This is a genomic window from Eisenbergiella sp. OF01-20 (assembly GCF_003478085.1).
Lineage (GTDB): Bacteria > Bacillota > Clostridia > Lachnospirales > Lachnospiraceae > Eisenbergiella.
The window spans coordinates 1-26791 of sequence record NZ_QUES01000050.1; the positions used below are offsets into that span (position 1 = coordinate 1).

Below are 26791 nucleotides of genomic sequence, written 5' to 3' on the forward strand. Positions count from 1 at the left end.
TAATTAATGACGCTCCAGGGGTTATAAACCTCTGTCTTTCCGAATCGATATCCGTCATACCATTCCCGCACTTCTTTGCGCTTTTCTTCTATTCCATAATCAGATAATAAATTTGCTACTTCCTTTTCAGTAAATCCAAAGTGCTCGGCGTAGTTCGTATTCCGTATGGTAATCATTTCAAGATTATTTAAGCCTGTAAAAATACTTTCTTTCGTGATACGCAGGCAGCCGGTTATAACAGCGAATTCCAGATTTACATTTGATTTCAGTGCAGATTCAAACAAAGAACGGATAAAGTCCGTCATTTGCCCATAAAAGCCCTGGAAATATGCGTTTTCCAGCGGCACATCATATTCATCAAGCAGAATAATGACGTTTTTTCTGTATACTTTTTTCAAACACCTGGATAGAAAATTCAATGCCTTGGCCCAAACCGAATCAGAGCCTTTTTTTTCAATCATATCCCGATATTGAATTTTTTCAGCACTATTCAAATTGGAGTTGAGAAGAATATGACTGTGTCGGTCAAATTCCTGGGCAATTTCATCTATGAGGCTTTCATATGCCATTTCAAAATCCGGTTGTTTCGCACATTTTAATGACAAACTGATAACCGGATATTGCCCCATATATTTTGTATAGTTTTCTCCGGCATTTAAAATATTCAGGCCGTTAAAAAGCTTTTTGTTGTCAATTTCATTCCCGTCCGGATCGAACCCTTTTTCAAAATAGTATTTTAGCATACTCAGCCCAAGTGTTTTTCCAAATCTTCTTGGCCGCATAAAAACACTGACTTCACTTCTGTTGTCCAACAATTCCTGAATGAAGAGTGATTTATCAACATAGCAGAAATTATTTTCTCTGAGCTTTTTAAAATCATCAATCCCAATTGGAAGCGGTCTCATTCTTGTTCTCCCTCAATATTACGATTCTTCGGCCAAAACCTGACAGATTTCTTTGAAAAAGGTTATTCTCTAACAGGCAAATATACGTACTCTCTCTTTCCTATCCTGATTATATCCCGTTTGCCTGTTCTCCGCAATGATTCTGTTCACACTTATCCATTGCAATCCGGCTGTAGATACTGTTCACGGCCCGGAGCCAGACGGTTGCTGTCGGCAAAATGGATATATTTGATATGCCTCTGCTGTTGAATGAAAGCTTCCTCTATATTTCTTTCTTCTATATTTATATGGAATACATCCGGCATCAGAAAGAGTCTTTTACATGCAATCATACAGGAAATAAGTCAGGACAGGGATTTCTTTTCCGTTTGCCATGGTAATCTTTCTGGCAACCGGCGTATAGGTTCCGAAGGAATTAATATCTTCCATGTAGGAATTACCCTACATTATAATAGTAAAAAGAGATTTTGTGTAATACAAAAAATGTCCTTTTTCCCCACAGCAGAATATCTTACTATAACAAATGGCAGAAAACAGGGGATGCTCGCTCCCTCTATCTTCTGCCACCGCAGCAGGCAATTCTCTATTATACTATAACATCCGGTTACCTTTTATTTTCCTTAATCCGAAGTATCGCCATGCCGCCCGGCTCCAGCATTTCCGGGTTCCCATATAACACCGCTTCCCGGAACCATCCCTTTTTCATGGTAAGTGCGCTACTTTGCTCTGCAAGGGAATAGTTTACCAGAACGGCATATACTCCATCGTCCCCTATATGCTCCGTAACACCTACATAACGGTTCGCGCTCACCGCATATCTGCCTTCCAGCGCCTTTCCTGCTGCCAGCTTATATACTTCAAAATACTCCTGTTCAAACGCTTTTTCATCAGTCAGCAGCATCTTTTCCATAGGGGGCGCCTCCAGATGGGACTGCTCATTTGCACACCACCACAACAGACCTTTCGCCCCATTCGCCCAATTGGAATACAGGTTTATTTTCATGAAACCGGCAGCAACAGCCTCATTACAGATCATCGGCCCCATCGTCCCTTTTTCTCCAGCCGGCCCGGATTTTCTCCTGCAGCTTATCAAGAGGCATCAAACCTCCCAGTGCATCATATGCCTCCACACAGGACGCTCCTGCCGCAGCCGCGAGCTGCATGGCAGTCTCCGGCGGACAACCCTCCAGCACGGCGGTTAAAAAAGCGGCGATACTGGTATCCCCGGCGCCTGTGCCGGACAGGATTCTGTCGGGCACGTAGCTTCCTTCAAAGCCTTCCCGATCCGCCCATTCGCTACGGTCCCATTCCACCCGTTCCCCCGCTTTTTCCAGTTTTTCGAGGCCGGCGGTGCGGTAATACATACCCGGTGCCCCGCATTTAATAAGCAGGACCTTCGTTCCATAAGCCATACACCTGTCTGCCAGCGGCCGGATGTCCCTCTTCCAGTCAAGAATCTCTGTAATATCCTTCCCTGCTGCCCTTTCTTTCCATGTCTTCAGGCGCGGCTTATCCAGCATAAAACACAGTTCCTCCGCGCTTGGCACAAAGAAATCCACAAAGGGAAGCACGCTTCTCAGAATCAGGTCCCAGTCCGCTTTTCCCGCATCCGATGTCTCATCCACAGCCGCCATATCCAGAGAAGTGGCGGCACCGGCCTCTTTTGCCTTCTGCATGAGAGTTAGAAGCTGTTCCCCGTCATTGTCATACATGGAACGCATTAAGGGCGGATAACCGAAATGGAAAAGCGTTGTATCCTTCAGCGAATCCGCCGGCACATCCGCGGCACAGAAGGTATGATTTGCCCCGGGATGATGGAGAAAAATCCGATCGGTTCCCGGCAACGCAAGAACGACGGAATAAGAGGTGGATTCGCCCTCCGCCCGGATCAGGCCCTCCTCCGCCCTGTATTTTTTGAGTATACGGCATACCATATCACCGAAGGTATCGGTTCCCACCTTCCCCATAAGGGAAACCTCCGCGCCCAGCAGCTTCATAGCCAGACCGGTATTGGCCACCGCCCCGCCGGTATGTACGTCCGCCGCCTCCATCTGGATCAGTTTTCCCGGCAGCAGGATATCGGTGAGCGTATCCGATTTCCCTGCCGGAAATACCGGTGTGATATCCAGGCAGATATGACCTGCCACAATTACTTTTTTCCCCATTTTCCTGCCCTCCTCACAGAATCCGCTATGCTTCGCTCTCCGTTCGGAAACAGCTTTCCGCCGCACGGGCCCCTGTTTCATTATATGCTCTCTGATAATAATGGAACGGATCCCGCATACAGGATATGTAATCCGCAAAAGTTGCTGCCATTACGATTTCTTTTCTCTCCCCGCACAGCCTCTCCTGCGCCTTACGGATCTCGCCGTAGCGCCTGTCCAGTTCTCTGCCGTCCAGCCCGTTTATCCCCTCCGGATAAGCCGGATAATTAAAATGTCCGGTCTGGATCAGGAAACACTTCTCAACGCCCTGCTCCTTCATTTTACTGTATATGGCACAGAATTTTTCCCTATAGGTTTCTGCTGTCGTCCCTGCGTCTCCGTCGGATTCCCCCTGGCTCCATACCATATAAATATGTCCTGCAAAGCTTCCGCGTGCTGCAAGAAATTCTTTGGCCGCCTTTAGCCTTGCTGCCGCATCCGCCGCCAGTCGTGATACCCATTGTGCACAGGTAGTGCCTCCCTCCGATGCGGATACCGCTATAACCGGCCTGCCGGAAAGTTGAAAATACGTATTAATAAAAGACGGGACAAGGCCTCCTGATTTTTTAGTCCCGTCATCGATGCCCTCCGGATTATTTTCCCGGTACCCAAAGGGTTCCTCCACCGGATACAGACGGGAAGGATCGCTGATCGCCCGGAATTCAAAGCCCGCTTCCGGGATACAAGAGATTGTTTCCGGCAAATCCCCCCTTCCTGCCATATTGGATTGTCCCATAAAAATAAATAAATCTGCCTGGTTTATCGTTTTTTCCACCTTCTGCCCCTCTTTTTCCCTATTTATGGATATCAGCTGTTTACGCGGACCGGCGTCATCCCATGGGCATAGCGCCGGAAACCTATGATAATAGTAGTAAAATGTAAATACATGTTGTTATGATAATAACACAGAAGAAGGGGCGAAGGGTACAAAAAACTCAAACTTCGCAGTTGCCGCTTTCCCCGTCTTCCACATCTATACGCTCGATCTTAAATATAACAGGCCGCGTTCCGTCATTGCAGCAGGCGATCATCATTTTCTCATCGTTTGTCCAGCCCTTCATAATGGAACCGCCCTGCAGAGCCGCGTATACATAGCGGCTGATCGCATCCCATGCCTCCGAACAGAATTTTCCGTCCAGCATATGCCAAAAGTCGTCCCGCTCCCCGTTCCTTTCCAATAGAAACTCCTGACCCACTTCAAAACAGGGACAGGGGCCTGAGCCGGGATCCGCCAGATACTCCTTTTGTAAATCCGTAAAACATTCTTTCCGCAATACCGTAATTTTACACTTATGTTCCATTTCCATACCTCTTCTTTCTTTGATTACCGCGGGCAATGAGCCAAACGAACGAGCCGGGGCGTTCATGGCGTTACCAATCTGACAGTTCTTTTATAGCCGTTACTGCCGGACTGCACTCTTTTCGGATCATGCCCTGTCGTGGTAAAATAATGTGACAGCAGTGATTCTATACTTTTTTCAAGGAGGATGCCCATGCTTACCCCACGCTATCTGTTTCAAGATGATTTCAGCCAGTTTTATGAATACTTTCTCTCCCAGCCCCATGAAAAAAGATCCTTTTCCAGGGGCAGCCTGTTGTGGGAACCGGATGAACCTTTCCGAAGGATCCATTATATCGTATCCGGCATATCCAGGACCTATGTGGAGCATGAAAACGGGCATCGGAAAATCGTTTCCTTCCATGGCGGCGGCACTGTTTTTCCAGGATATCATAACCAGGATTACAAAATCGAGAAGTCTATAATCACCCAGGCCCTGTCCGATATGGAGGTACTGGAATTCACAAAGGCAGATTTCTGCCGTATGTTTGAAAGCAATAAACTTCTGAATGCCCGGCTTGTAGAGTGGTTTTCCATGTATGTCAACCTTCTGCTCTATGAAACGGCCCACCAGGAATATAACAGTTCCTTTATTAAGCTGTGCAACCTGCTGTATCTCCTCCTGACAAATGCGGGCGGCAGCCAAAGCAGCATCATTGACATTACCCAGGAGGATCTTTCTGACATCCTCGGCATCAGCCGCGTCAACCTCACCAGAAGCCTTGCCCGCCTTCGGGAGGAGCATATCATCCGCACCCGCCGGAAACGGATCACCGTAACTGACCCACCCGCCCTGGCGCGTTATTGTTCGCTGGAAACCCTCTGATTCCGGGTATTTCCCGGGATGCAATCCCCCTTCTTTTCTAATCTTACCGCAGCTGCCGGTTTTTATCTGCTAAAAATGATACATAACGGAAACATTTGCGAATTATCTCAACCGTTACGTACCTCTGCGTCAAAACGCAAAGGGCCGGCCGTACTGTTACGTCAAAACTTTACGAAATCCCTGTCAAACTTGACATTTTACCGGGGCGAAATCCCCGGTCTTTTTCTGTAGACTAAGGTACATAGAGAAAAGCAAATACATCACGATCAAAAAAGGAGAACGACTATGCTGCAGGTTAAAAATTTATCAAAAAGCTATAAAACCGGAAACCAGCTTTATCCGGTATTAAAAGATATTTCATTCGAGGTCCAAAAGGGAGAATTCGTAGCGGTTATGGGGCCGTCCGGGAGCGGTAAAACCACGCTGCTCAACTGCATTTCCTGTTTTATCCCCCACGATGACGGACACATATTATTGGGCGATCAGGATATTTCCGGTCTGAAGGAGGAGGAACTGGCAAAGGTGCGCAACGAAAAGCTTGGTTTTGTCTTTCAGGATTTCATGCTGTTAGACGGACTCACTGTCTTTGAAAACATCTGCCTTCCCCAGATTATTGCAGAAAAACCCACGGCACAGATGGAAGCAAAAGCGGGGAACTTCTGCCGTATCTTCGGAATTGATAAAATCAAGAACAAATATCCCGCCATGATTTCCGGCGGGGAAAAACAACGTACTGCCGTGGCAAGAGCACTGATGAACCAGCCCTATGTCATCCTTGCCGACGAACCCACGGGAAACCTGGACAGTAAATCCTGCCGGGCTGTAATCGACTCCTTTCTCCAGGCAAAAAAGGAACTGGAAGCCACTGTCTTTATGGTTACCCATGACAGCTTTGCCGCCTCCTTCTGCGACAGGGTAATTGTTCTCAAGGACGGGTATATCTACCGGGAACTGAAACGGAGCCAGTCAAGACGGGAATTTATGGACGTATTGCTCGATACGATACGGGAACTGGGAGAGGATGATGAAAATGAATAAAATAATGGCAAAGCTGCAGAAAAACAATAAAGGCCAGTACACGCTTCTGGGAATCTGTATCTTCCTGTCCGTACTTCTGGTATCCGCCTTCTCTTTCCTGTATTTTTCGCCGACGGTACAGGATCTTCTGCCCCAGGGCGGCGATACCAGAAAGCTTTCATGGCTGCTCTTTTTCGTAACAGCCGCCGGCTGTACCATCTTTACGGTATACGGCGCTGATTTATTCTTTCGAAACAAGAGCAGGGAATTCGGTGTTTTCCTCGCCCTGGGTGCACAGAAAAAAAAGCTGGAAGCCCAGCTGTTCAGGGAGGTTTCCCTGCTGCTGCTGAAAGTCGTGTTTTTGGGTATTCTGGCTGCCATACCGGTTTCCTGGCTGATTTGGAAAGCTTTTTCCGGGCTTCTCATCGGGGCGGATGGGCTGCAGTACCGTTTCACCCCGCTGGGAGCGGCTGCCGGACTTCTTTTCACCCTGCTACTGATTCTCTGCATTGGCTCTGCGGGTATCCGTTTTGTAAAACGGACCAATATTATTGATATACTTAATGACCGCCGGAAAACCGAAATGGTGAAGGAAATCAAACCATGGACGGGAAAACTTGGACTTTTCCTCATTGTCGCCGGACTGATTCTGGCAGTTGCCGTACCTGCTGTTTTCACCCGTATTTTTTTGAGGCTTCTGCCTTCCTTCTGGAATCTGACCTGGCTTGTCACCTTGACCGGCCTGTATCTTTTCCTGCTGAGTGCCGTCGCCCATTCCGGCAAAGGCCGAAACCGGGATAAATACTATAAAAACATTATCTCCACGAATCTCATGCGGTTTACGGCCAGACAGACAACCAAAAACATGTGCGTGATAACCCTTTTGATTTTTGTCATCCTGATTTCCGCATTCTGGGGTATCATGTATTATAATTCTGCCTTCACGGGAAGCGATAACGCACCCGTGGACTATTCCATGCATTATCCCGCCGCAGAACCGCAGCTGACAAGGTCTGAGGTGGAATCACTGGCGGATGCCCATGGAGTGGATATCACCTTTTATGAAGAGGCAAAAGCCCTGGAACTCATCATCCGTTATGTGAGCAGGGACATGGATGACAACGGAAAATATTTTGATTACGAATCCGAAAAACTGGCATCTTTTGTTTCCGCCTCGGATTTCACCCGGATTTCCGGCATACCGGTTTCCCTCGCTCCCGGAGAATACCAAACGGTTGTCAGAGACAACTATCAGCGTACCATATGGATAGGCCCCGACTGCCTCCTGGAAATCACCAATCCGGTTACCGGCGCTGCTATAAGTCCCGCCTTTCAGGGCACCGTTGCTTTTGAGAATATGACCCTGATGAGCGAACCCTTTGCGTTTATTCTTTCCGATGAGGATTACCGGGAATTATGTATGGGCCTGGGTGATACGGATATGGATAATATGGTTTTCTTTAATGTCAGAGATGTGTATTCCACTTATGCTTTTGCCGGTGCGCTGCAGGATGCGCTTGTGAAGCATGCCACCTCCCTTTCCGACCATTACGGCAATTATGACGCACACGAGGAAAAGCTTGCGGTTTCCGCCGGAAAAAACTATAGCTATTCCGGATCCATAGGCCTGTTGGAGAATACCGGAAATCCGGTGGATGATTGGAAATATGCCCCGTTTTTCAAAGTCCTGCAAAAACAGGACGCCATGCAGCTGGTAGCCATATATGTGCTTCTTTCCGTTTATGTAGCTATCCTGTCCCTGACAGCCTGCTCGGTTATGAGTTATGTACGAAGTGTGACAATTGCCATAGACAATAAAAATATGTTCGGGGATCTGCAGAAGCTGGGAGCAGGGAAGAATTACGTGAAACGGGTTCTCCGGGCACAGCTGAAACGCCTATATTTCTTTCCGGCTGCCGCAGGGTGTTCCATCGGCCTTCTGTTTTCTTTACTGCTTACGTATTTTAATGATATGAGGCTGGATGTATTCGAAATAAGGATGCTGTTTGTATTGCTTCTGCTGATGGTTTTCATTGCAACGATCATGTATATCATGTATCGGATTTCCCTGAAAAAGGGGGAAATAATTGCTGAAATATAGGTTTCTTCCAAATATATCCCAGCCGCACAAATGACAGTCATAGAAAACACACCCACTGATTATAAAATCAGTTTTAAGACTGAAAATCAGGAAATTACCAGCCCTAACCTGAAAGCCGGTATAACGTATTACAATGTTACCATATCCAGCCGTCTTGTCTTGGATAATACCATATACAGTCATTCACAAGAAATGTACTGGATGAGAATCCGACAGCAAGACCCTGCAACCAGCTTATGGTCTATGTGTGAAGTCCGTACTTTTGACTCACACGGCGGCGCACGGACTTCCATCTGTATAGACTGGTATTATGCTAACAGTACCTTTACGGCACCATCCGGATCTTAAATACAGACTCGGTGCGTAAGCAGGGGAATATATTGGCATCGTGCTTACTAATGAAACAGCCCGGGAACGGCGTTCCCAGGCTGTTTCGTATATATGCGGGTACCATATTTCTCTAGTCGGGTCATTCCGGTCTATCCAATCAGGAAATGTCCCGCAATCCCAATTACACTTCCCAATACCACGGACATGATAACCATAGGAGGAATGGATTTTTTATCCTGGCCGGCCACCATGATAATCATGGGAAGCGCCAGGATAATCCCGATCACCCCGCCCTTCAGCCACCAGGCCATCCCAAACAGCTCCGTGTTCAGAATGATAAAGGGCAGAATGAAATAAAAAACGAAAGCGGAAACCACGGAATAACGGTCCATCTTCCTCTTTATCATTGGCAGGACGTCAACAGCCCCCACAACAATTCCTAACAGACAGGTCAATGCAATCTCTTTCATAGCGCTTTCTCCTTTTGTATGTTTTTTATTTAGACGGGGAAAGGGAGAGATTGTGACAAACTATTTATTTTTTTGCGGGCTGACACGCTGCTATAAGTTATACTTGTACCTATCTTCTATCTGCTCAGACCCTTGCCCTCTGCTCCGAAACTCTGTTACATCAGGCTCCATGAAATATCCGTTACCGTTACGTTTCCTCCAGTAACAAAAAACCCCCAGTTATCCTTAATACTGCATACTCTTACAGACATGGCTGTTCGATCATTGACGTAAATAATACATATATCCTCTTCAATCAGCAGTTTGACTGTCGTTTCATCTGCCGTGTAATCCACCTGTCTCTCAAAGGCCGGTACAAACGGGATATCTCCACCCATACGATGTTGTTCTCCGCCAATATCCCCCCGTGGCCACAAATCGAATACCACACGGCTGTATCCAGGCTCAAACCGAAAGAAATAACCATCATCACAGCCTTTTTCCATATGCAGGCCAATCCCGAAATTTGTTGGACTGTCTTCCCTCTGCCACTGAAATCTTGCTTTCAGCAATCCTTGTCTGGGTAACTTATCAAATATAGCCCATGCCGTATTTTCAGATAAAAAACAAAGTGAGTTTCCTTTTTTTTGTATTCCGTCCTCCGCACATAAAAGAACAGCTTTTTTCTTTTTTCCAAATGCTTCTTCTATCGTGTGCGGTATTCTCTCAGCTAAATCCCCATTTTCCAGTCGATATATTTCATGGACTGCCAGTGTTCCTCCCCATTCCAGATAGTCCTGATCACAGTTTCCATGTCTGGTAGGAATCCATCCAAAGCCATAGCGGTATCTACCGTCTGAAACAGTTTTAATGGCATAAAGACCTCTTGCGTCCAGGAAATCATCATGAGGAAGCTCCCACGGTCCCTGAAGGCTTTTTCCTTTCCTGTAATGCGTTGCAAAACATGTCGTAAAGGTTGAATAGAGTAAATACCACCATTTCCCCTCACGGAACATATCCGGACATTCATGTGTATAATACATTCCCGGTGAGAAAAAAATCTCCCCGGACTGCCAATTCCATAGATCCCCGGACCGACAGAGGGCCACACAGCCGCTTCTGCGGAAGCTCTTCCCCTGCAGCCGGGCTGCCAGCAGCATACAGTACTCACCGGTTTCCTCCTGATAAAAAACAAAAGGATCACGCCAGTCATGGGGTTCGAATTTATCCTCCGGTGCAGGAAATGCTGTTTCATAATGCTTTTCCCAGTTTAACAAGTCTTGGCTCACTGCATGAAGAATATACTGCAGGGGTTTTCCCTCCCGGCAATAATCCGGATTTAACGGATTCTGGCCTGTATAAAATAAATGATAAATCCCGTCATGTCCTTTAATAACAGAACCGGTATAGCAAGCCTGATCCGCATCCTTCTCTTCTCCTGCAGGCAGAACTTCCCCTTCTTCCTTCCAGTGTACAAAATCCCTTGTACTTACCAGATGCCAGGAAGTATGATCTGCCGTAAATGCCGTTTTTCTTTCATCATACAGATAAAAAATATAAAATATCCCCTTATCATAAAATGGGATGGCATCACCAAACCACGCATTTTCCGGCCTGTAAAACAAATTTTCCATTTTCTTCTCCTTTACTCAGGAATTATTTATTCCGAGAAATAAGATGAGGCATTTTCCGCAATGGATGCATCCACTCTGCTGCAGAATTCATCCACGGTAATATCTCCAAGTGCAAGGGAAACCACTTCTTTCCCTATAAGTTCATTCGTTGCCGGATCCAACTCAATATCAAACAGCTTAATGGAACCGGTTGAATTCTGCATATCTTCATATATGGATTTGGTAAGATCCGTTTCATTGGGCAGTGTACCGTTAACAGCAGGTGAAAATGCCAGGCCGCTGATGGCTTCACTGATATTCTTTGCATAGAATTCAATAAAACGTTCTGTTTCCTCATCAAATTTATCCGCTCCAAAAGCGATAGGCATAGTACTGTTGGAAATAAAATTTGATTTACCCACAGGTTCCCCTTCCTCTACCGTAGGCAGAAGGAAGTAGCCTATATTTCCTTTCATATCTTCACTGAGCTGATCATCCTGCATAAAAGGCAAATCCCAGGTTCCGATGTAATACATGGCCACATTGCCGCCCGTAAAGTAATTGGATGCACCAGTATAATCTGTACTGGCAAAACCGGACTGAAAATATTTGGTACCCAGTTCCTGTACAAAAGCAGCCGCTTTCTTTCCGATTTCACTTTCCATTTTTTGTTTTCCCTGTGCCAGGTCATAAAGGAAGTCATTTTCCCCATACCGGTAAGTGATCATAAGGAGATACCGTAGAATTTCCCAATTATCCTTTCCCGATACGGAAATCGGTGTATACCCTGCATTTTTCAGTTTTTCACAAGCTTCCAGGAATTCCGTATGTGTTTTTGGAATAGACACACCGGAATCTTCAAACATTTTCTTATTGTACCAGAATACCTCGATGGAAAAGTCGATAGGCATAGCTACCTGCCTGCCGTCTTTTGTTGTCCCCCATCCTAAAGGCGCCGGAAGAAACACATCTTTTAAACCATATTTATCAAGTGTATTATTCAAATCTACTACGATTCCCTGATCCAGAAGCTTTATAGCATAAGGGTCGGTATCCAGGTTAAACATATCCGGGGCTTCATTGCTTGCCACCAGGGTTTTAATTTTCTGCAGATAAGCAGGTTTATCCGCTATATACTGGATATCCATGGAAAAATTGGGATTCACCTGCTCCTGATACATCTTTACGATGTTTTCCATGCTGATGTAACCGGACTGCTGAGGTGTAATACAGGTAATATATGTCATTTTTTTCTCAGGCTGATCGGTTTCTGCTGCAGCCGGTTGTGTACCTTCCTGCCCTGCGGATTCCTGACGGGTATTTTCCATATTATTTTTAGCTTGTTCGCTTTGCTCCAACCGTTCCGGCTGGGTGGCCGTTTCCTTTCCTCCCGAACCGCCACAGCCTGCCAACGCAGATACTACAGTTGCTGCCGCCACACAAATGGCAATTATCTTATTTCTCTTCTTCATCCTATCTTTCCTCCTTCTTTTTCTATCCAAATTCAAAGTCGTAAGACAGGGCCCTGTTTGTCTCTTTTCGACTCTGATTTTAGTATAATTTCTGTAGTAAAAGAAGTAAACGTGAGTATTTTTGGAAATGTACAAACTTTTTTAGGTAGTATTCCGGGATTTTTTAAAGAACCAAATATTTCTCAAAAAAACAAAAAATATTAAAATACCCCCTTTCTTCCCTCCTTCGTATAATGAAAATATATTATTGCGGACTGCAAGCCCTGCGCTTGCAACAGACCGAAAACAAACAGAAAGGAATATGCTTATGAAAAGTACATTACAAAACAGGAAAGCATGGCTTCTTTTTCTCCTGCCTTCCTTCACTCTTTTTATCTTCACAGTTATTTTTCCTATAATACGTTCCGCCTACTTTGGTTTCTTTGACTGGGATGGCGTTACACCTATGCGATTTACAGGGTTTTCCAATTATAAAAAGCTTTTTTCCGACTTTTATTTCAGGAATGCTTTTTGGAATAATCTTATTTATCTACTGATTAATCTGGTCGGGCAGGTTGGTATTGCTTTACTTCTGGCCCTGCTCCTCACAAAAGTCGGCCGAGGCTGTAATTTTTTTAAAACAGTATATTTTGCTCCTACTATTTTATCCGGGGTAGCTGTTTCCCAGGCATTCCAGAAATTTTATGCCACAGAACCACTTGGAGTATTTAACGCTATATTGAAAGGATTTGGACTGGAAACATATATCACTCCATGGCTAGGTACTGCACAAACCTCATTAGCCAGTGTCGCTATCATTGAATGCTACAAAAATATGGGGCTCTATCTGGTAATCATTTATTCGGGGCTTATGGCCATTCCTCCTGATGTTATAGAATCAGCACGCATGGACGGTGCCAAAGGATTTACGCTTTTTTGGTATATCAAGCTTCCCTACATTAAGGAGGTAATGGCAGTAGCCATTATCATGGCGGTTAACGGGCTGCTCAAGGCCTTTGATATTCCTTTTATAACCACAAATGGAGGCCCTGGCAGCTCCTCTGAGCTTCTGACAACCTATATGTACAAAACGGCTTTCTCCAGCACCCGCTATGGTTACGGCAGCGCCATCGCCGTATTCATTGCACTGGAAAGCATACTTGCAGTTGGTATTCTGCGGAAAATATTTGCGAAACCGGAAGGAGATACCTTATGAGAAAAATAAGAAAAGTATTATTATATGTTTTAATGACTGCTATCCTTGCAGTCCAGATCTACCCTATATTCTGGATTTTTATGACAAGCTTAAAAACAACAGACGAGGTACAGAGTAAAAGTACATTTGCCCTGCCGGCTACATGGAATATACAAAATTATATTCGGGCAGTGGAAACATCCAACCTGGGATTATACTTTAAAAACAGCATTCTTGTATTATTAATTACCATTGCCGCCCTTGTTCTTTTTTCCTCCACAGCTGCCTTTGCTCTGGAAAAAATGAGATTTCGTATAAATCAGGGAATACTCTCCTTTTTTTTACTGGGAATTACCATTCCCATTCATGTTACCCTAATACCTTTGTTTCAAATATATCGTGATACCCATCTGCTTAATACCTACTGGGCACTTATTATACCTCAGATCGGTTTTAATCTTCCTCTGTCCATTTACCTATTTATTACCTTTTACAAATTCGTGCCAGATACTATAATGGAAGCAGCGGCAATAGACGGAGCTTCTGTGTGGCGTATTTTCTCCCATATTATCCTGCCTATGTCCAAAAACTGCATGATTACCGTTGTCACAATGAATACTATTTTTATCTGGAATGAGTTTGTTTTTGCCAATACTTTTATCAGTGATTCTGAACTAAAAACTATACCTATCGGCTTATTTGATTATATCGGTGCCAAGGGTATGGTCGACTGGGGCGCCACATTTTCGGCCATTTCCATTTTCCTGCTGCCTGTTCTGATTGTTTATTTTCTTCTGAATAAAGGCATTATAGCAGGGATGACAACGGGTGCCGTTAAAGAATAAACATTTGCTGTCATATCTGCAAGGAGGAGTTTCTCTATGATTCGGAAAGCATTTCAATCGTTAAGTATGGTTAAAAAGTTTTTACTGCTGTCTGCCATGACATTCATTCTGCCCCTGGGGTTTTTTGTTTATTTTTCATATATGAGCTATAGTAGTACCGTGGATAACAAGCTTTTCCAGATGACAGAAAATGTGCTTTCCCTGATAGAAAAAAACGTGCAGTATACAATTAATGATGTAAGTGATACCGGCAACATCATTATGACCTCCGGTGATGTCCAGGCTGTATTATCAGCAAATTCCGGCGCGGCCGATTATCATCAGCAAATCCTGTCTCATGAAACCGCGGTGGAGGATCTTCTAATCAATCTTACTAATAACAAACAATATATAGGAACGATCCTGCTTGCTAATGCTGATTATTCTCTTGCAAAATACAAAAGCCTGACTTATCGGATCGACAAAGACCCTGTGGATTTAGGCAAAGAACTATGGATGGAGGAAACATTGGAAGCATACGGGCAGGGAAGCTGGTTCCCGAGCGAAGCTACCGCGTATTTTACAGATAACGTACTTATTTACACGAAACTAATCCGCAGCCTGAACCAGCTCCATCCTATAGGTATCCTTCTTATAGGAATTGATAAAAAGGTCTTTGAGGACCTGCTCTCTCCGGTAGAGGAATTAAACAATACCCAGATAATCATCTGGAGAGATGAAGGAATCCTGTATGACAGTGCACCGTATGAAAACGGTGCACTGTCTTCAATGCCCCGTAATGAACTTTTTTCTACGCTTAAGAACGATGGAATCAAAAGGGTATCTCCTGCAGAACGTTATTATGTAAAGAGTATTCTCTGCAAGAATACGAACTGGCATATTACTGCCGTAACACCTTATAATGTGCTCCGAATTGATAAAAGAAACACGCTCTTCCTTTTCATAGGCATTGCTGCTTTGACCTTGCTTGTTGCTCTGTTGTGTTCCTATCTCTTTACAAATAATATTACGGAAACCATAAGGCGGCTGCAGCGTTATGTTGACAATCTAAAGACAGGCCGTCAGGAAAATATCCATTTTAATCCTGCGGATGAAATCGGCAGGATTGGCAATGAATTCATCCGGGTTGTGGAAGAAAACGAAAAGCTTACCACCAATTTATATAAATCTCTGTATAAAGAAAAAGAATCGGAACTTATTGCCCTGCAATCCCAAATCAACCCACATTTTTTATATAATGCGCTGGACTCCATTTTCTGGATGGCCGAAGAGCACAACGCCGATGATATATCCCATATGACCGTAGCACTGTCCAAGATGTTCAAGCTTTCTCTAAATAATGGAGAAAAACTGATTACAATCCGGCAGGAACTGGAAATGGTACAAAGCTATATCACTATCCAGGAAGTCCGTTTTGAAGATCGGATTCATGTCACAACTTCCGTAGAAGAAAGTCTTCTGGATTTGAAAATAGTCAAGTTCATTCTCCAGCCTCTTGTGGAAAATGCAATCAACCATGGGATAGCCCATAAGGATGAAGGCGGAAACATTTTTATACGCATATACCGAGAAGCAAAGGATCTTCTGCTAATTGTGGAAGATAACGGAGTAGGTTTTGAAACCGATGGGGAGACTGTTCCTCTGCATGGATATGCAATCAGAAATATTGATGACAGGCTGAAGCTTTATTACGGTCCGGACTACGGGGTACAAATTACCTCTGTCCCCGGACATGGCACCAAAGCCTTTGTCAAACTGAAAGCAGAAATAACTTAACAGGGAGGAAGTCACGATGTATACTGTTTTTATCGCAGATGACGAAGGTAAAGTAATAAATGGTCTTATAAATCGTATCCAGTGGGACAAACTGGATGCCTGCGTCGTAGGTTACGCAAAAAACGGCAGGGAAGCTGAGGAAAAAATCCTGGAGCTGAAACCTAATATTGTTATTACGGATATATTTATGCCAGGCCAGACAGGACTGCAGTTAATGGAAAAATTGAAAAGAAAATGCGATGCTGTTTATATCATTTTTTCTGCATACAGCGAATTTGAATATGCCAGGGAAGCCCTGCAGATGGATGCGGTGGATTATCTGATAAAACCTGTGAATATCTCCGAAATAGAAGAGGCAATAAAAAAAGCATCCCAAAAATACCGGTATCAGAAAGCTACACACTTTCAAAGCGAAGAAGAATATCTGCTCCAGAATATTCTAAATGGAAATGAAATTCTCCCGGAAGATAATATATTCTGTCAATATGAAAGTTTCTTTATCATCCAGCTAAAACTAACCGGTGTCTCCGGCTCTGTCGATTCCCTTGCGGTGAGAATAGGGGCATGGGCGGTAATGGAGGGGCAGTTATTCCTGTTAAAAGAGAAAACAAAACTGACCCTCATTGTTGCTCAAAGAGATGCGCATATGGTCAATAATGCACGGAAAAGGATTATCCATAATCTGGAGCTGCTGCGTACGGAACTTGAATATTCCTTCTATTGGGGATTAGGCTGTATCGTTGATTCCCCCATGCTGCTTCCCAAGTCGCTTCTCGCCGCAGAAGAAATGCAGGAATACTGTGCCTTCAGTCTCAGTCAGATCGACGGAAGCCCCGGAACAGCCCTGCTTTCTACTTCTGCTCCCGCCCGAATTAAAGAAGCGGAAAATCTGCTTCTTATCGTAGAAGAAGCATCTGAAGTTCAGATTATATTACAACAGATCAAAGAGGACATACAGCTTCAAAATAATAGTGCAAATATTATGAAAGCACAAACAATTGATTTTGTTTACCGGCTGCGAAAACAATTCGAAATGTCCTATGAAGATATATCCGCAGCTTCCCTGGACTGGGACTCTCAAATGATATCCCCGCTTCTGTCCTCTCCAAGTCTGGACTATATGTTTGATATCATTCGTGATTTCGTATTCCGTCTGCGGGACTACTCCGCCTCCCATCGGGATGGTTATAAACAGCGTCATATTGCACGAATTAAGCAATATATTCTGGATAATCTCAGCTGCGGTATCAACTTAAATGATCTCGCCGCTGAAATAAACCGGAATCCTTCTTATATAAGTTACATCTTCAAACAGGAGACCGGTCAGAATCTCTTTGACTTTATTACACAGGAACGAATGAAACGGGCAAAACATCTGCTTAAAAACACAGATCTTAAGGTTTTAGACATTGCCCGTGAATGCGGTTATGAAGATCAAAGCTACTTCAGCCAGGTATTTAAGAAATATACCGGTTCTACAGCCGGCAGCTTTCGCAAAGGAGAGGAATAGCAGCTTGGGGCCGGTGTTAACCAAACTTCTATTTTCTATGCCAGCCCGGTATACGTGAACTGTTTCAGCTCGGCATCCCCTTCCCCGGCCGCAAATATTCCCGGCCGCAGGCTCAGGAAACCATTATAGGCGTTATTGTTCTGGCTTACGGCATTGATGACATAATTCATTTTTTTATAACTTATTCCGTCAGGACTGTAAGAAAAGCTGATATACTGATCATCATTTTTCATCCGCAGCCAGCATTCCGTGAACCCGGTATCCTTTTGTGCAAGCATCCTGCCCAGGCGGTAAATGCGCAGCCTGCCGTCCTTCAGGGAGATCGCATTATAAATTTCCTCATTATACTGCAGGATGATTCCGGCTTCACACCCTTCCCGGCATGTTACATGAACGGTGATCTCATAACTGTGATCGCCGGTAATGATGGTGAGGGGATGGGATTTGCCGATGTTTTCTCCGGTTCCGTCAATCCGTATACCGTCCGGCAGACGATGATATCTGGAAGGATCCGTCTCTCCCCACGCCCGCCAGCCGTTCACACCGTGTGCTGAAAAAACATCGGATTTTCTTAATATGGATAAGCATACTGGTTCCTTTTCCCGGCATTGCCCTTTCTTGCTCTCCAAGCTGTGATTCATAGCATTTTCCACCAGCAGCTGCAGGGAATAGGACAAAAATATTTTCTTGGCGCAGACTGTAACGGAATACGCCGGAAAGTGCGGTGGATAGCAGTTCGATTTTCTTCACAACATAACAGATTCCTATATTTTCAATGTACTCTATCGTGTTGTAAAGAAAATGGGTATTCATCTGGCTCTGCAGGGCAAACAGCATGGCGCTGGTTTTTTCCGCCTCTTCCCCTAATTTTTCCATATGCGTCATCAGGCTGTATACAAAGGTATTCAGGCTCCGGATCACAGGATAATCTGTAAAACAGAAGGCCGGGCCAGATCGAGAGCCATCCAAAGGCTTTCACATCATAAAGATTTCTCTCCGCGGATGGTGTTACCACAGCGAGCGTCCAGCCGTTGCTACCGATATGTCAGGCGTTAATGGCGTATCCTGCTTTCACCACGGGAAAAGTTCTGTTAAACGCACAAAAACTCCGGCTCATACCAGAGTTTTTGTACATATATATTTTCTAAAGATTTCTTGTAGTACTCTCCTTTTGTTACATAATGGCAATCTTTATCAAAGATTATTCTCTTTTAAGTAGATTGAAAAACTCTTCTGGTTCAGCTATCGCTATATCCCCTGATAAGTAATCTTTTTTGTTTCTCGTTATAATATACGATACTTCTATATTCTGAGCCGTAAAATATTGTACAGCATCTTCAAAATCGTTCCAACCAGATTTAAGAGCTGTCAAAATTTCTGCTTCTGTCACTCCTGCAACGGAAACAATTTGTAACAGCTTTTCCACCAAAGAACAAACTTTATTCTTATCTCTTATAGCTTTATATGCAAGATAGTATATATCAGTAATCGCAGATGCTGAAACATAGCCTTCTATAACTTTAGTAGCCGAAAGGTCAATTACTCTGGCTGACATTTCGCAAAATGGTTGTCTGTTTAATAATAAATCTAATATTATATTAGTATCAAACATTACTTTCATATTTATTCAGACGCTCCTCTTTAATTTGCTCGATAGTAATATCAGAAATCGGAATACTACCAATTAAAGATTGTGTAATATCAGACAGACCGGTAACAGTCATGCTTTCCAGAATCATCTCTTTCTGGTTATCATCGACTGGCAACACAATAATCTCTAATTTTCTATTCATTAATGTATCTGGAAGTTGTACAATTTTCATTAGGCTACTTGCATCAACAATTTTTCTCACAAATTCCATATGGGACCTCCTTTTTTCTGTAAAAGATTCCGTTCATGACTATAGTATAATAGATCACTTTTTATTATGCAATCCTTGGTGTTTTTATTTTATGCACCACCTAGTACTACAGCGAACTCCTTAAGTGGCATGTTTCCCCCTTTTTTGGTATAATAAAGAAAAAGAGGCGATCCTATGATGAATCCTACGTTGTTCGATCCTATTGCATTAGAGGCCTGGTATTCCGATGAAAATAATGATTTTTTACTCCAAACAGAACTGGAAAACTATCTTCAGAATTATTTTTCCTGCTTTTCCCAGCAGCCACAACGAAGGTGGTTCCAAACCTTTATACAAGGACTTTTGAGCCCGTTGGAACGTAAATCCATTGAGCCAATCGCCCTTCACTTTTCCGGTGAAAAGTATGTCAGGCCCCTGCAGCAGTTCTTTACCCGTTCGCCTTTTGATGAGCAGCCCCTTCTGGATACCTACCAGGAACTTCTGTCCGGGCAGATTGGGGCAGGCTGCGGCATGTTGTCTGTGGATGACACAAGCTTTGTAAAAAAAGGGAAGCATTCTGCCGGTGTAAAGCGGCAGTACTGTGGCTGCCTGGGGAAAACGGAAAACTGCCAGTCCGGAGTGTTCCTTGCCTATGCCGGTGACAAAGGATTTGGGCTTGTGGATTATGAACGCTACCTTCCCAAGGAATGGTTCAGCGAGGATTATTCTAAGCTGCGTGAGCAATGCCATATCCCGGAAGGAAAAACATTTGCTACCAAAAACGAGATAGCCCAGCGCATGCGCAACCAAGTGATTAGGAGTGGCCGGTTCCAGGTCCAGTGGGTAGGGTGTGATGCGGCCTATGGAAATGACCACGTTTTTCTGGATGGTTTGGAGTTGCCGGAAGGGGTATGGTATTTTGCTGCAACCAATGCAAAGGAACAGGTATTCCTGGAGTATCCACAGCAGCTTTTCCCCGAAACGAAAAGGGGACGTCCCCGAAAGCACGCGGTGCTTTCGCATGGCCCAACATCCGTGCGTGATATTGCAGAAGATCCATCCCTGCCATGGGAAACGGTGGTGCTGGCAGAAGGGGCAAAAGGCCCAATCATTGCAGAGCGAAAATTTCTTCGCTGTTTTTCCTGCCGTGCAGACGGAAGCCGGAATTATGTGAGGCCAGGGGATGAAATATGGCTTTATCTGAGGAAATATGCAGATGATGAAACAAAATATTTTGTCTGCAATGCCCCCGCAGACCTCCCGGTAGAAGAACTGGACTGGGCGGCAACGTTAAGGTGGCCAATCGAGCAGTGTTTTGAGGAATGCAAAAGCAATCTTGGGATGGCAGATTATGAATGCCGCAGCTACCAAGTCTGGGTGCGCCATAAGCTGTTTGTAATGATAACCCATTTGTTTACCACTCAGATACGGGAAATGTTTAAAAAAAAGCAATCCCATTGACAATGCCGATGGGTATCTGGGCAGGATTACCCAGGAGCAGGGGCTTATCCCTCCCAGGGACAAGATTTCCGGGCCTGTTTATTCCTATGAGTATGGCCTCTCTTCCCTGATCTTTTCCCTTTGTACTAATATCCATAAAGGCCTGCGGCGCACGTTCGTTGTTAATGGCGATCTGGTCATGTGCGCTTCTGTCCTGACATTTATTTATGGCTTTTGCTCGCAGGATCTGTTTCTCCACTCATGGCTCTCACTGCGTTTCCCTGGCCTTGTAATCCCTGAGGTACTTTCTGCGCAGCAGGAAAGCGGGGTGCAGCGCGGCTTCCTTATGATTTCCGATACCATGGGGAAGCTCTTTGGTGATGACCTTCCCCTGGTAAAAGCTTCTTTTTCCCAGGGTACACTTTTCGGCGCCAACCGCCGCTTATACTGCTGCGAGTTGCCCAATTCCGTATCGGGGCTGGTTCTTAAATACTCTTTAAACTGGAGGCACGACTTATGGCAAAAATAAACCACACCATCCTTGAATACCAGGAACCCCTTTCTTGCGCAGGACTGCCCCTGGGTACACAGCCTCCCAGGGCCGTCCTCCGGCGTTTTGTACGCTTTTTCCGTTCCGTGGACGACAGCCGCCTGGACGGCATGGTTGAATATCCTCTGGTGGAAATCCTCCTGCTTGTTTTCCTGGCTGTCCTGGCCAATGCCTCTACATGGGCTGACATTGCGCATTTCGCGGAAAGCAAAAAAAGGTGGCTGAAAAAGTTTGTTCCTTTAAAGAATGGCGTGCCTTCGCATGATACATTCCGAAGGGTCTTTTCCCTGATTGATCCCCTCTCCCTCCAGCAGGCCACTGTGTCCTTCCTGATGGAAAACATGGCAGCACTGCGCCGCTGCCTTTCCCTTCCCACAGACGGCTACCGGCTTATCTGTGTGGATGGGAAGGAGGAAAAAGGGACTGGCAGGAAATACGGGACAGCAGAAGTGGTCCGCAACCTCCAGACCCTCCATGTCTATGATGCAACCCACTCTGTCTGCCTGTTCTCCCAGCCCATTGATTCCAAGACCAATGAAATCCCCGATGCCCGGGAAATCGCTTCCACCTTTTCCAGCATCCATGTGCCCGGCGGCGCCGTTTACCTTCCTTCCAGTATAAGCAGCTCAAGGGCAGGTTCAAGATCCTTTTTCTTCCACCGGCAGTTCATATATATCTGATAATGTGATTAGACGAAGTCCCTCTGTCTCCGCCATTTTCCTTAAGGAAGCAGTAAAACCTGATTTGGAGAAGAAATAATAATAACGCCGGCCGAAGTGTCCCATAGCCTGTGCATAATCCTCCATCAAATGCCACTCTTCCTCTCCGACAAGGCCGTCACGGAATTTACAGGTTCCAATGATTCCGCTGTCATCATCAGCCGCTGTTACTACAATATCTATTTGCGCCTGTTTATGTGTTTTGGGATGTCCTCCCCACCATTGCCCTATATTGCCTATAGGAAAAGGAAGGTTATCCTCATAGTACAGAAGATAATCCCTGCACATTTTTTCAAATATCAATCCCATATAATCGGAAAGGCGTTTTTCTATCAGTAAGGGATATGATTTATCTATTCTTCCGGATAAGATGGCCGACATATTTTTAGGAAGAAAGGTAAACCAGAAACGGAAAAACGGATCCTCAATCAGGTAAACCGGCCGTTTGCTGTTTGGCTCCGTCACAGGTGTCTCCCTTCTTATAATTCCAAGTGTTATCAGATTGGCAATATACCTGGAACACAGGCCGGTATCCGTACCCACCGTTGATGCTATTTCAGAAAGTTTTGTTTTCCCGGAGGCAATTGCGGTAATTACCGCATTATAGACAGCCGGCTCACGAAGCTCCTGCTTCAGAAGATTGGAGGGTTCTTCAAACAATGCCGCATTTCTGTCAAAAAGGTTTTCAAGGAGGTTTTCCTTTACTGTCTTTTCCGGATCAAATTGCTCCAGATACATGGGAATGCCCCCTGTAACCCCGTACATAATTGCTTTATCCTCATAGGAATACGCAGGGAACCATTTTCCGGTATCCAGATAATCAAAGGGCAAAACTTTAAATTGTGCCGTTCTGCGGCCATAAAGAGGACTCTGATACCCCAATACCTGATTTTCCATAAAGCTCATGGATGAGCCGCAGAGAATAACAAACAACCTTGTATTCTTAAATTGATGGTCCAGATAATTCTGCAATAAAGAGGAGATCCCTTTCTCAGCCTGAGCAAGATACGGATATTCATCAATTACAAGGATCAGACGTTCCGATTCTGCCATTTCCGAAAGTCTGGTAAAGGCATCGGTAAAACTGCGGTAACTCATCCTCGCCGCACTTTCCCCTGTGCTTACTTCACAAATTGCATTGGACAATACTTCCAGATTCTGCTGCGCGCTGTTTTCCTGTGCTGCGAAAAAAACAGTCCGTTTATCCTTGCAGAATTCATTGATAAGAGTTGTTTTTCCAACACGCCTGCGGCCATAAATGATAGCCACCTCCAGTTTTTCACTTTTATACATATTGTTCAGTTTTTTTAATTCTTTTTCTCTCCCTACAAACATGCCGGCCTCCTAAATAGTGACTTACGATATACTATATCGTAAGTCACTAAATCATATTTGTCAATATAAATGGAAAATCCATAGGGAAAACGGCGGAAAGGTACGGAAGAAAAAGCCGCTTACCAGATATCCCTGTTCTCCCTCACAAACGCCTGAAACGAGCGTGCTTTCCTTCCGGTAACCTTCTCAAAATCATCCGTAACCGTTTTAGCCATCCCCATCCGGGTCAGCCGGTAGAGCATGTTCATGACTTTGCTGTATTCCTCGTCCAGCCCTCGGATGTGAGTCCAGTAATACAGGGCTTTTCCCGGAGAAACCTCCGAATAGGTGATTTCCCTTCCCAGCTCCTCAGAAAGGATGCGGGCCGCTTCATCGTAATCGATAGCCTCCGGTCCGGTGATCGCATAGGCTTTTCTTTCATGCCCCTCCGGCCCGGATAGGATCATGCCGGATATATCGCCGATATCCCTGGCATCAATAAATCCGGTCAGGGACTTTGCCGCCGGAACGACGATACGGTTGAAATATTTGATTTCAAAGGCATGTACACCGCTGAGATTCTGCATAAAAAAGCCCGGCCGCATAAAGCAGTAAGGCAATCCTGTGCGCATCATGTATTTTTCTATTTTATGGTGGGGAGGCATGGGATTTTTCTCCGCCCCCAGCAAAGATAAAAATACGACAAGACGGATATCCCCCTTCTCTTTCACCGCATCAAGAAACGGGTACAGCGCTTCTGGATCGCCCATCTGAGGGGGCCTCATGAGGAAAATACGGTCCGTTCCTTTCAAAGCGCCGGCAAAGGTTTCCGGGCGCTTAAAATCAAATTCACAGTATTGTACCGCTGTACCGAACAGCTTCGTGACTTTTTCTTTGTTTGTACCGGCGGCTTTCACCGCTTCCCCTGCTTCAAGCAGATATTCCGTCACGTATTTTCCCACATTTCCGGTTGCTCCTGTGACCAGTATGTTACCCATTTTTTCTGTCCTCCTCCTTTTGGATGACGGCATTTGCCTGTGCGAGCAGACGAATCATTTCTCCAAACGCTTCCCTTCCCATATGCTCCTGCAGAAGTGTCATGGTATACAAATACTCGCTGCAGGTGGTATGAACCAACTCCACAGCTTTTGGCTCCGGCACAAGAAGGAAGCTGCGCCTGTCATGAGCCCGCGGTTCCTTACCCAGATAACCCTTTGCCGTCAGGGACTTGACCATAGCTGTGATTACCGGCTTGCTCACCTGGAAAAATTGCGCGGCTTCCACCGACGACAGGGGTTCCTCCGATGTGACCAGCAGTATCAGCAGGCCCATCTCACTGGAGCGGATCGGCAGTTCTTTTTTTACCCGCTGATTCAGGCGGCAGAACAGGGAAACGGTCTCTGCGGCTTCGATTCTGATATCCTGCATGGTAGTACCTCCTTATATAACAGTTAGCCTGACTAACTACTATTGTAGTTAATCAGGCTAACTATGTCAATCTTTTATATTAAGATCCTTTGTAACGGTTCAGACAAGTCTGGACCGTTATTGCATCCGGCCTATGAAATCGCTTCACGATGAGCCGGATTCTTACTGCCGCCACGTTTTCTTACGGCAAACCATCCCTTCTTACAAATAGCTCTCCAGCTTCGTGCACAGCTGTTCCTCTATTTCCGTCAGTTCTTTGCAGAGCTTCTTGGCGGAAGGTTCGGCCTGTCCGTATTCATTCAAATATTTGTTGAGGGATTTAATTCCCATATTGCAGCCGTCCGTAATAAGATCCGCCACCGTCGCATCGCTGTTATCCATTCCCAGTTTCATGTTCGTTTTTAACCAGGACATGCCTTTAGCCATTGGAGACGGGTCTTTTTCCTCTTTATCATAGCGGTTGAGCATAGCGTGGATTTCATTTCCCAATTTTTCATGATGGTTTTTGCTTTCCTGCAGCAGCCGTTTCATCTCGGAATCACTGACCTTTTCCAGAACCTCATCGATGGAGGAGACTGCCATTTTAGTGCCGGAGTCACATTCCTGCAGAAGCTTTACGGTATCTGAATTATCCATAGCTGTTTTACCTCTCTTTTTTTCTTTATTATTTCGAATTTCCGGATTGTTATGCATGGCAAATCAAATATTCGACAAAAACCGGTTGAAAACGAAAGAAGAAGCCCCGGAACTGGTACAGCATTTCTGCCGGAACCCTGATTTACGTTTCCATATAGCGGAAAATAGAAGTGGTTTTATCGCCAATATCGGGGGAGAGGAATATGATATTAATATAAAATTCAAATTTCTCAGTTGCCGAATGGCCTTCCGCCGGCTGTCTGCGAAGTTTGAGTATAGAAGAATTAAAGAAACACCGCAAGAAGTAAACTGGATGATCTGCTGCAGGCAGCAGACGTCAATCATGAAAACCAGGACCGAATAAGAGGAGAAAAGGATGAAGAAACTTATTTTTAAAGGTGCGGCAACCGCACTTATTACCCCCATGACGGAAAAGGGTAAGATTAACTTTCCGGTTTTAGAGCAGCTTCTGGAGCTGCAGATAGAGGGGAAGGCCGATGCGGTGGTTATCGCAGGAACCACAGGGGAAGCCTCCACGCTTTCCGACGAGGAGCATGTGATGCTGGTGGAAAAAGCGGTAAAACAGGTCGGAGGGCGGATCCCCGTAATCGCCGGGGCGGGAAGCAACGATACCGCCCACGCCGTATGGATGTCAAAAGCGTGTGAAAAAGCCGGCGCCGATGCCCTCCTTCATGTAACCCCTTATTATAACAAGGCATCCCAGCAGGGGCTGTACTTACACTTTACGGCCTGTGCACAGGCCACATCACTGCCGATCATCCTCTATAATGTCCCTTCAAGAACCGGCGTAAATATTTGTCCCTCCACTTATAAAAGACTAAGCGGGAACAGCAATATCGCGGCCTGCAAGGAGGCTAGCGGTAATTTATCCCAGATGGCGGAAACCGCCGCTCTCTGTGGGGACGATTTGGTCATTTATTCGGGAAATGACGATCAGATTGGCGCTGCCATGGCTCTTGGCGCGAAAGGAGTGATATCCGTCCTTTCCAACCTCCTGCCGGAGGAAACACATACCATCTGTTCTTCCTTCTTGGAAGGCGACCTAGAAAAAAGTGACAGCCTCCAGCAGAAATACCGGGAACTGACAGAAGCCCTTTTTATGGATGTGAACCCGATACCGGTGAAGCAGGCTATGCGGGCCATGGGGTACGATGTGGGCCAATGCAGGCTTCCCTTATGTGATATGGATTCCGCAAAAACGGAAAAACTTTATGGAGTGCTGAAAAAATACGGACTTCTCGGGCACGCATAAACGGTTATGATATCCGCCGGTTTTCATAA

28 protein-coding genes are annotated in these 26791 nt (G+C 45.2%); 11 read left to right on the top strand and 17 right to left on the bottom strand.

What is annotated here, in order from left to right:
- From DXA36_RS29915 to DXA36_RS29940, 5 genes are all read right to left on the bottom strand, one after another.
- On the bottom strand, nucleotides 1–905 hold a 905-nt coding region (locus DXA36_RS29915; protein WP_147625745.1), incomplete at its 3' end, for an AAA family ATPase.
- 604 nt (nucleotides 906–1509) lie between these two features.
- Nucleotides 1510–1950, bottom strand: coding sequence for a hypothetical protein (locus DXA36_RS29925; protein WP_147366661.1), 441 nt, complete (start codon nucleotides 1948–1950; stop codon nucleotides 1510–1512).
- Entirely contained in the window at nucleotides 1931–3070 is a 1140-nt protein-coding gene (locus DXA36_RS29930; protein ID WP_118682913.1) for a carbohydrate kinase family protein, read from the bottom strand. Before DXA36_RS29930 ends, DXA36_RS29925 begins: the two co-directional genes overlap by 20 nt.
- A 25-nt stretch (nucleotides 3071–3095) precedes the next feature.
- A complete protein-coding gene (locus DXA36_RS29935) occupies nucleotides 3096–3884 on the bottom strand; it encodes a sialate O-acetylesterase (RefSeq protein ID WP_118682914.1) in 789 nt (262 codons plus the stop codon).
- A gap of 160 nt (nucleotides 3885–4044) precedes the next feature.
- Nucleotides 4045–4410 carry a TIGR04076 family protein gene (locus DXA36_RS29940; protein ID WP_118682951.1) on the bottom strand — a complete coding sequence of 122 codons (366 nt, stop codon included), beginning with the start codon at nucleotides 4408–4410 and terminating at the stop codon, nucleotides 4045–4047.
- A 192-nt stretch (nucleotides 4411–4602) separates the two neighbouring features.
- Between DXA36_RS29940 and DXA36_RS29945 the strand changes: the two genes are divergently transcribed.
- The 3 genes from DXA36_RS29945 (at nucleotide 4603) to DXA36_RS29955 (ending at nucleotide 8392) form a co-directional block, all read left to right on the top strand.
- Entirely contained in the window at nucleotides 4603–5274 is a 672-nt protein-coding gene (locus DXA36_RS29945) for a Crp/Fnr family transcriptional regulator (protein WP_118682915.1), read from the top strand.
- Between the two features lie 285 nt (nucleotides 5275–5559).
- Nucleotides 5560–6312 carry an ABC transporter ATP-binding protein gene (locus DXA36_RS29950; protein WP_118682916.1) on the top strand — a complete coding sequence of 251 codons (753 nt, stop codon included), beginning with the start codon at nucleotides 5560–5562 and terminating at the stop codon, nucleotides 6310–6312.
- The gene (locus DXA36_RS29955) at nucleotides 6305–8392 is read left to right on the top strand and encodes an FtsX-like permease family protein (RefSeq protein WP_243114779.1); all 2088 of its coding nucleotides are present in this window, start codon (nucleotides 6305–6307) and stop codon (nucleotides 8390–8392) included. The genes DXA36_RS29950 and DXA36_RS29955 overlap by 8 nt, the downstream gene beginning before the upstream one ends.
- 479 nt (nucleotides 8393–8871) lie before the next feature.
- Here DXA36_RS29955 and DXA36_RS29960 read toward each other — a convergent pair whose 3' ends face one another.
- The 3 genes from DXA36_RS29960 to DXA36_RS29970 form a co-directional block, all read right to left on the bottom strand.
- Nucleotides 8872–9192, bottom strand: coding sequence for a hypothetical protein (locus DXA36_RS29960; protein ID WP_118682918.1), 321 nt, complete (start codon nucleotides 9190–9192; stop codon nucleotides 8872–8874).
- Between the two features lie 155 nt (nucleotides 9193–9347).
- Nucleotides 9348–10805 carry a family 43 glycosylhydrolase gene (locus DXA36_RS29965; RefSeq protein ID WP_118682919.1) on the bottom strand — a complete coding sequence of 486 codons (1458 nt, stop codon included), beginning with the start codon at nucleotides 10803–10805 and terminating at the stop codon, nucleotides 9348–9350.
- A 26-nt stretch (nucleotides 10806–10831) separates the two neighbouring features.
- Nucleotides 10832–12256 carry an ABC transporter substrate-binding protein gene (locus DXA36_RS29970; RefSeq protein WP_118682920.1) on the bottom strand — a complete coding sequence of 475 codons (1425 nt, stop codon included), beginning with the start codon at nucleotides 12254–12256 and terminating at the stop codon, nucleotides 10832–10834.
- Nucleotides 12257–12563: 307 nt separating this feature from the next.
- On the opposite strand from DXA36_RS29970, the gene DXA36_RS29975 reads away from it, so the two are divergent.
- From DXA36_RS29975 to DXA36_RS29990, 4 genes are read left to right on the top strand one after another with little or no spacing between them, the layout of a single operon-like run.
- A complete protein-coding gene (locus tag DXA36_RS29975; RefSeq protein ID WP_118682921.1) occupies nucleotides 12564–13451 on the top strand; it encodes a carbohydrate ABC transporter permease in 888 nt (295 codons plus the stop codon).
- Nucleotides 13448–14275 (top strand): carbohydrate ABC transporter permease, encoded by an 828-nt coding sequence (locus tag DXA36_RS29980; protein WP_118682922.1) that lies wholly within the window; start codon nucleotides 13448–13450, stop codon nucleotides 14273–14275. The genes DXA36_RS29975 and DXA36_RS29980 overlap by 4 nt, the downstream gene beginning before the upstream one ends.
- Nucleotides 14276–14311: 36 nt before the next feature.
- Nucleotides 14312–16051, top strand: a complete 1740-nt coding sequence (locus tag DXA36_RS29985; RefSeq protein WP_118682923.1) for a cache domain-containing sensor histidine kinase — start codon at nucleotides 14312–14314, stop codon at nucleotides 16049–16051.
- Between the two features lie 16 nt (nucleotides 16052–16067).
- On the top strand, nucleotides 16068–17561 hold the full coding sequence (locus tag DXA36_RS29990) for a response regulator transcription factor (RefSeq protein ID WP_118682924.1): 1494 nt from the start codon (nucleotides 16068–16070) through the stop codon (nucleotides 17559–17561).
- Between the two features lie 35 nt (nucleotides 17562–17596).
- On the opposite strand, the gene DXA36_RS29995 is transcribed toward DXA36_RS29990, so the two are convergent.
- The 4 genes from DXA36_RS29995 to DXA36_RS30010 form a co-directional block, all read right to left on the bottom strand.
- Nucleotides 17597–18103, bottom strand: a complete 507-nt coding sequence (locus DXA36_RS29995; RefSeq protein ID WP_118682925.1) for a hypothetical protein — start codon at nucleotides 18101–18103, stop codon at nucleotides 17597–17599.
- The gene (locus DXA36_RS30000) at nucleotides 18030–18437 is read right to left on the bottom strand and encodes a histidine kinase (RefSeq protein ID WP_182479325.1); all 408 of its coding nucleotides are present in this window, start codon (nucleotides 18435–18437) and stop codon (nucleotides 18030–18032) included. Before DXA36_RS30000 ends, DXA36_RS29995 begins: the two co-directional genes overlap by 74 nt.
- A gap of 325 nt (nucleotides 18438–18762) precedes the next feature.
- Nucleotides 18763–19182: a PIN domain-containing protein gene (locus tag DXA36_RS30005; RefSeq protein ID WP_118682927.1), complete on the bottom strand. Its 420-nt coding sequence runs from the start codon at nucleotides 19180–19182 to the stop codon at nucleotides 18763–18765.
- Complete coding sequence (locus DXA36_RS30010) at nucleotides 19166–19423, bottom strand: hypothetical protein (RefSeq protein WP_118682928.1); 258 nt, start codon at nucleotides 19421–19423, stop codon at nucleotides 19166–19168. The genes DXA36_RS30005 and DXA36_RS30010 overlap by 17 nt, the downstream gene beginning before the upstream one ends.
- Nucleotides 19424–19597: 174 nt before the next feature.
- Here DXA36_RS30010 and DXA36_RS30015 point away from each other — a divergent pair, with 174 nt between their 5' ends.
- Entirely contained in the window at nucleotides 19598–20863 is a 1266-nt protein-coding gene (locus DXA36_RS30015) for an IS701 family transposase (RefSeq protein WP_118682929.1), read from the top strand.
- Here DXA36_RS30015 and DXA36_RS30020 read toward each other — a convergent pair.
- Nucleotides 20841–21101 carry a hypothetical protein gene (locus DXA36_RS30020; RefSeq protein WP_118682930.1) on the bottom strand — a complete coding sequence of 87 codons (261 nt, stop codon included), beginning with the start codon at nucleotides 21099–21101 and terminating at the stop codon, nucleotides 20841–20843. The genes DXA36_RS30015 and DXA36_RS30020 overlap by 23 nt on opposite strands.
- Before the next feature lie 257 nt (nucleotides 21102–21358).
- Here DXA36_RS30020 and DXA36_RS30030 point away from each other — a divergent pair, with 257 nt between their 5' ends.
- The gene (locus DXA36_RS30030) at nucleotides 21359–22072 is read left to right on the top strand and encodes an ISAs1 family transposase (protein WP_118682932.1); all 714 of its coding nucleotides are present in this window, start codon (nucleotides 21359–21361) and stop codon (nucleotides 22070–22072) included.
- Here the strand turns inward: DXA36_RS30030 and DXA36_RS30035 are convergent.
- The 4 genes from DXA36_RS30035 to DXA36_RS30050 form a co-directional block, all read right to left on the bottom strand.
- Nucleotides 22031–23446, bottom strand: a complete 1416-nt coding sequence (locus DXA36_RS30035) for an ATP-binding protein (protein ID WP_118682933.1) — start codon at nucleotides 23444–23446, stop codon at nucleotides 22031–22033. The two genes, DXA36_RS30030 and DXA36_RS30035, sit on opposite strands and share 42 nt — an antisense overlap.
- A 119-nt stretch (nucleotides 23447–23565) precedes the next feature.
- Nucleotides 23566–24423 (bottom strand): SDR family oxidoreductase, encoded by an 858-nt coding sequence (locus DXA36_RS30040; protein WP_118682934.1) that lies wholly within the window; start codon nucleotides 24421–24423, stop codon nucleotides 23566–23568.
- On the bottom strand, nucleotides 24416–24853 hold the full coding sequence (locus DXA36_RS30045) for a MarR family transcriptional regulator (protein ID WP_118682935.1): 438 nt from the start codon (nucleotides 24851–24853) through the stop codon (nucleotides 24416–24418). The genes DXA36_RS30040 and DXA36_RS30045 overlap by 8 nt, the downstream gene beginning before the upstream one ends.
- 201 nt (nucleotides 24854–25054) lie before the next feature.
- Nucleotides 25055–25489 carry a hypothetical protein gene (locus tag DXA36_RS30050; protein ID WP_118682952.1) on the bottom strand — a complete coding sequence of 145 codons (435 nt, stop codon included), beginning with the start codon at nucleotides 25487–25489 and terminating at the stop codon, nucleotides 25055–25057.
- Between the two features lie 55 nt (nucleotides 25490–25544).
- On the opposite strand from DXA36_RS30050, the gene DXA36_RS30055 reads away from it, so the two are divergent.
- Nucleotides 25545–25853, top strand: a complete 309-nt coding sequence (locus DXA36_RS30055) for a hypothetical protein (RefSeq protein WP_118682936.1) — start codon at nucleotides 25545–25547, stop codon at nucleotides 25851–25853.
- Nucleotides 25854–25865: 12 nt separating this feature from the next.
- Nucleotides 25866–26762: a 4-hydroxy-tetrahydrodipicolinate synthase gene (gene dapA, locus DXA36_RS30060; RefSeq protein WP_118682937.1), complete on the top strand. Its 897-nt coding sequence runs from the start codon at nucleotides 25866–25868 to the stop codon at nucleotides 26760–26762.
- Nucleotides 26763–26791 lie beyond the last annotated feature (29 nt).

Bases quoted from the DNA above. Each gene is read 5' to 3' on its own strand.
- DXA36_RS29925 (WP_147366661.1), bottom strand. From the start codon at position 1,950: ATGGGGCCGATGATCTGTAATGAGGCTGTTGCTGCCGGTTTCATGAAA.
- DXA36_RS29930 (WP_118682913.1), bottom strand. From the start codon at position 3,070: ATGGGGAAAAAAGTAATTGTGGCAGGTCATATCTGCCTGGATATCACA.
- DXA36_RS29940 (WP_118682951.1), bottom strand. From the start codon at position 4,410: ATGGAACATAAGTGTAAAATTACGGTATTGCGGAAAGAATGTTTTACG.
- DXA36_RS29945 (WP_118682915.1), top strand. From the start codon at position 4,603: ATGCTTACCCCACGCTATCTGTTTCAAGATGATTTCAGCCAGTTTTAT.
- DXA36_RS29950 (WP_118682916.1), top strand. From the start codon at position 5,560: ATGCTGCAGGTTAAAAATTTATCAAAAAGCTATAAAACCGGAAACCAG.
- DXA36_RS29955 (WP_243114779.1), top strand. From the start codon at position 6,305: ATGAATAAAATAATGGCAAAGCTGCAGAAAAACAATAAAGGCCAGTAC.
- DXA36_RS29960 (WP_118682918.1), bottom strand. From the start codon at position 9,192: ATGAAAGAGATTGCATTGACCTGTCTGTTAGGAATTGTTGTGGGGGCT.
- DXA36_RS29965 (WP_118682919.1), bottom strand. From the start codon at position 10,805: ATGGAAAATTTGTTTTACAGGCCGGAAAATGCGTGGTTTGGTGATGCC.
- DXA36_RS29970 (WP_118682920.1), bottom strand. From the start codon at position 12,256: ATGAAGAAGAGAAATAAGATAATTGCCATTTGTGTGGCGGCAGCAACT.
- DXA36_RS29975 (WP_118682921.1), top strand. From the start codon at position 12,564: ATGAAAAGTACATTACAAAACAGGAAAGCATGGCTTCTTTTTCTCCTG.
- DXA36_RS29980 (WP_118682922.1), top strand. From the start codon at position 13,448: ATGAGAAAAATAAGAAAAGTATTATTATATGTTTTAATGACTGCTATC.
- DXA36_RS29985 (WP_118682923.1), top strand. From the start codon at position 14,312: ATGATTCGGAAAGCATTTCAATCGTTAAGTATGGTTAAAAAGTTTTTA.
- DXA36_RS29990 (WP_118682924.1), top strand. From the start codon at position 16,068: ATGTATACTGTTTTTATCGCAGATGACGAAGGTAAAGTAATAAATGGT.
- DXA36_RS30000 (WP_182479325.1), bottom strand. From the start codon at position 18,437: ATGGAAAAATTAGGGGAAGAGGCGGAAAAAACCAGCGCCATGCTGTTT.
- DXA36_RS30005 (WP_118682927.1), bottom strand. From the start codon at position 19,182: ATGAAAGTAATGTTTGATACTAATATAATATTAGATTTATTATTAAAC.
- DXA36_RS30010 (WP_118682928.1), bottom strand. From the start codon at position 19,423: ATGGAATTTGTGAGAAAAATTGTTGATGCAAGTAGCCTAATGAAAATT.
- DXA36_RS30015 (WP_118682929.1), top strand. From the start codon at position 19,598: ATGATGAATCCTACGTTGTTCGATCCTATTGCATTAGAGGCCTGGTAT.
- DXA36_RS30030 (WP_118682932.1), top strand. From the start codon at position 21,359: ATGGCAAAAATAAACCACACCATCCTTGAATACCAGGAACCCCTTTCT.
- DXA36_RS30035 (WP_118682933.1), bottom strand. From the start codon at position 23,446: ATGTTTGTAGGGAGAGAAAAAGAATTAAAAAAACTGAACAATATGTAT.
- DXA36_RS30040 (WP_118682934.1), bottom strand. From the start codon at position 24,423: ATGGGTAACATACTGGTCACAGGAGCAACCGGAAATGTGGGAAAATAC.
- DXA36_RS30045 (WP_118682935.1), bottom strand. From the start codon at position 24,853: ATGCAGGATATCAGAATCGAAGCCGCAGAGACCGTTTCCCTGTTCTGC.
- DXA36_RS30050 (WP_118682952.1), bottom strand. From the start codon at position 25,489: ATGGATAATTCAGATACCGTAAAGCTTCTGCAGGAATGTGACTCCGGC.
- DXA36_RS30055 (WP_118682936.1), top strand. From the start codon at position 25,545: ATGGCAAATCAAATATTCGACAAAAACCGGTTGAAAACGAAAGAAGAA.
- dapA (WP_118682937.1), top strand. From the start codon at position 25,866: ATGAAGAAACTTATTTTTAAAGGTGCGGCAACCGCACTTATTACCCCC.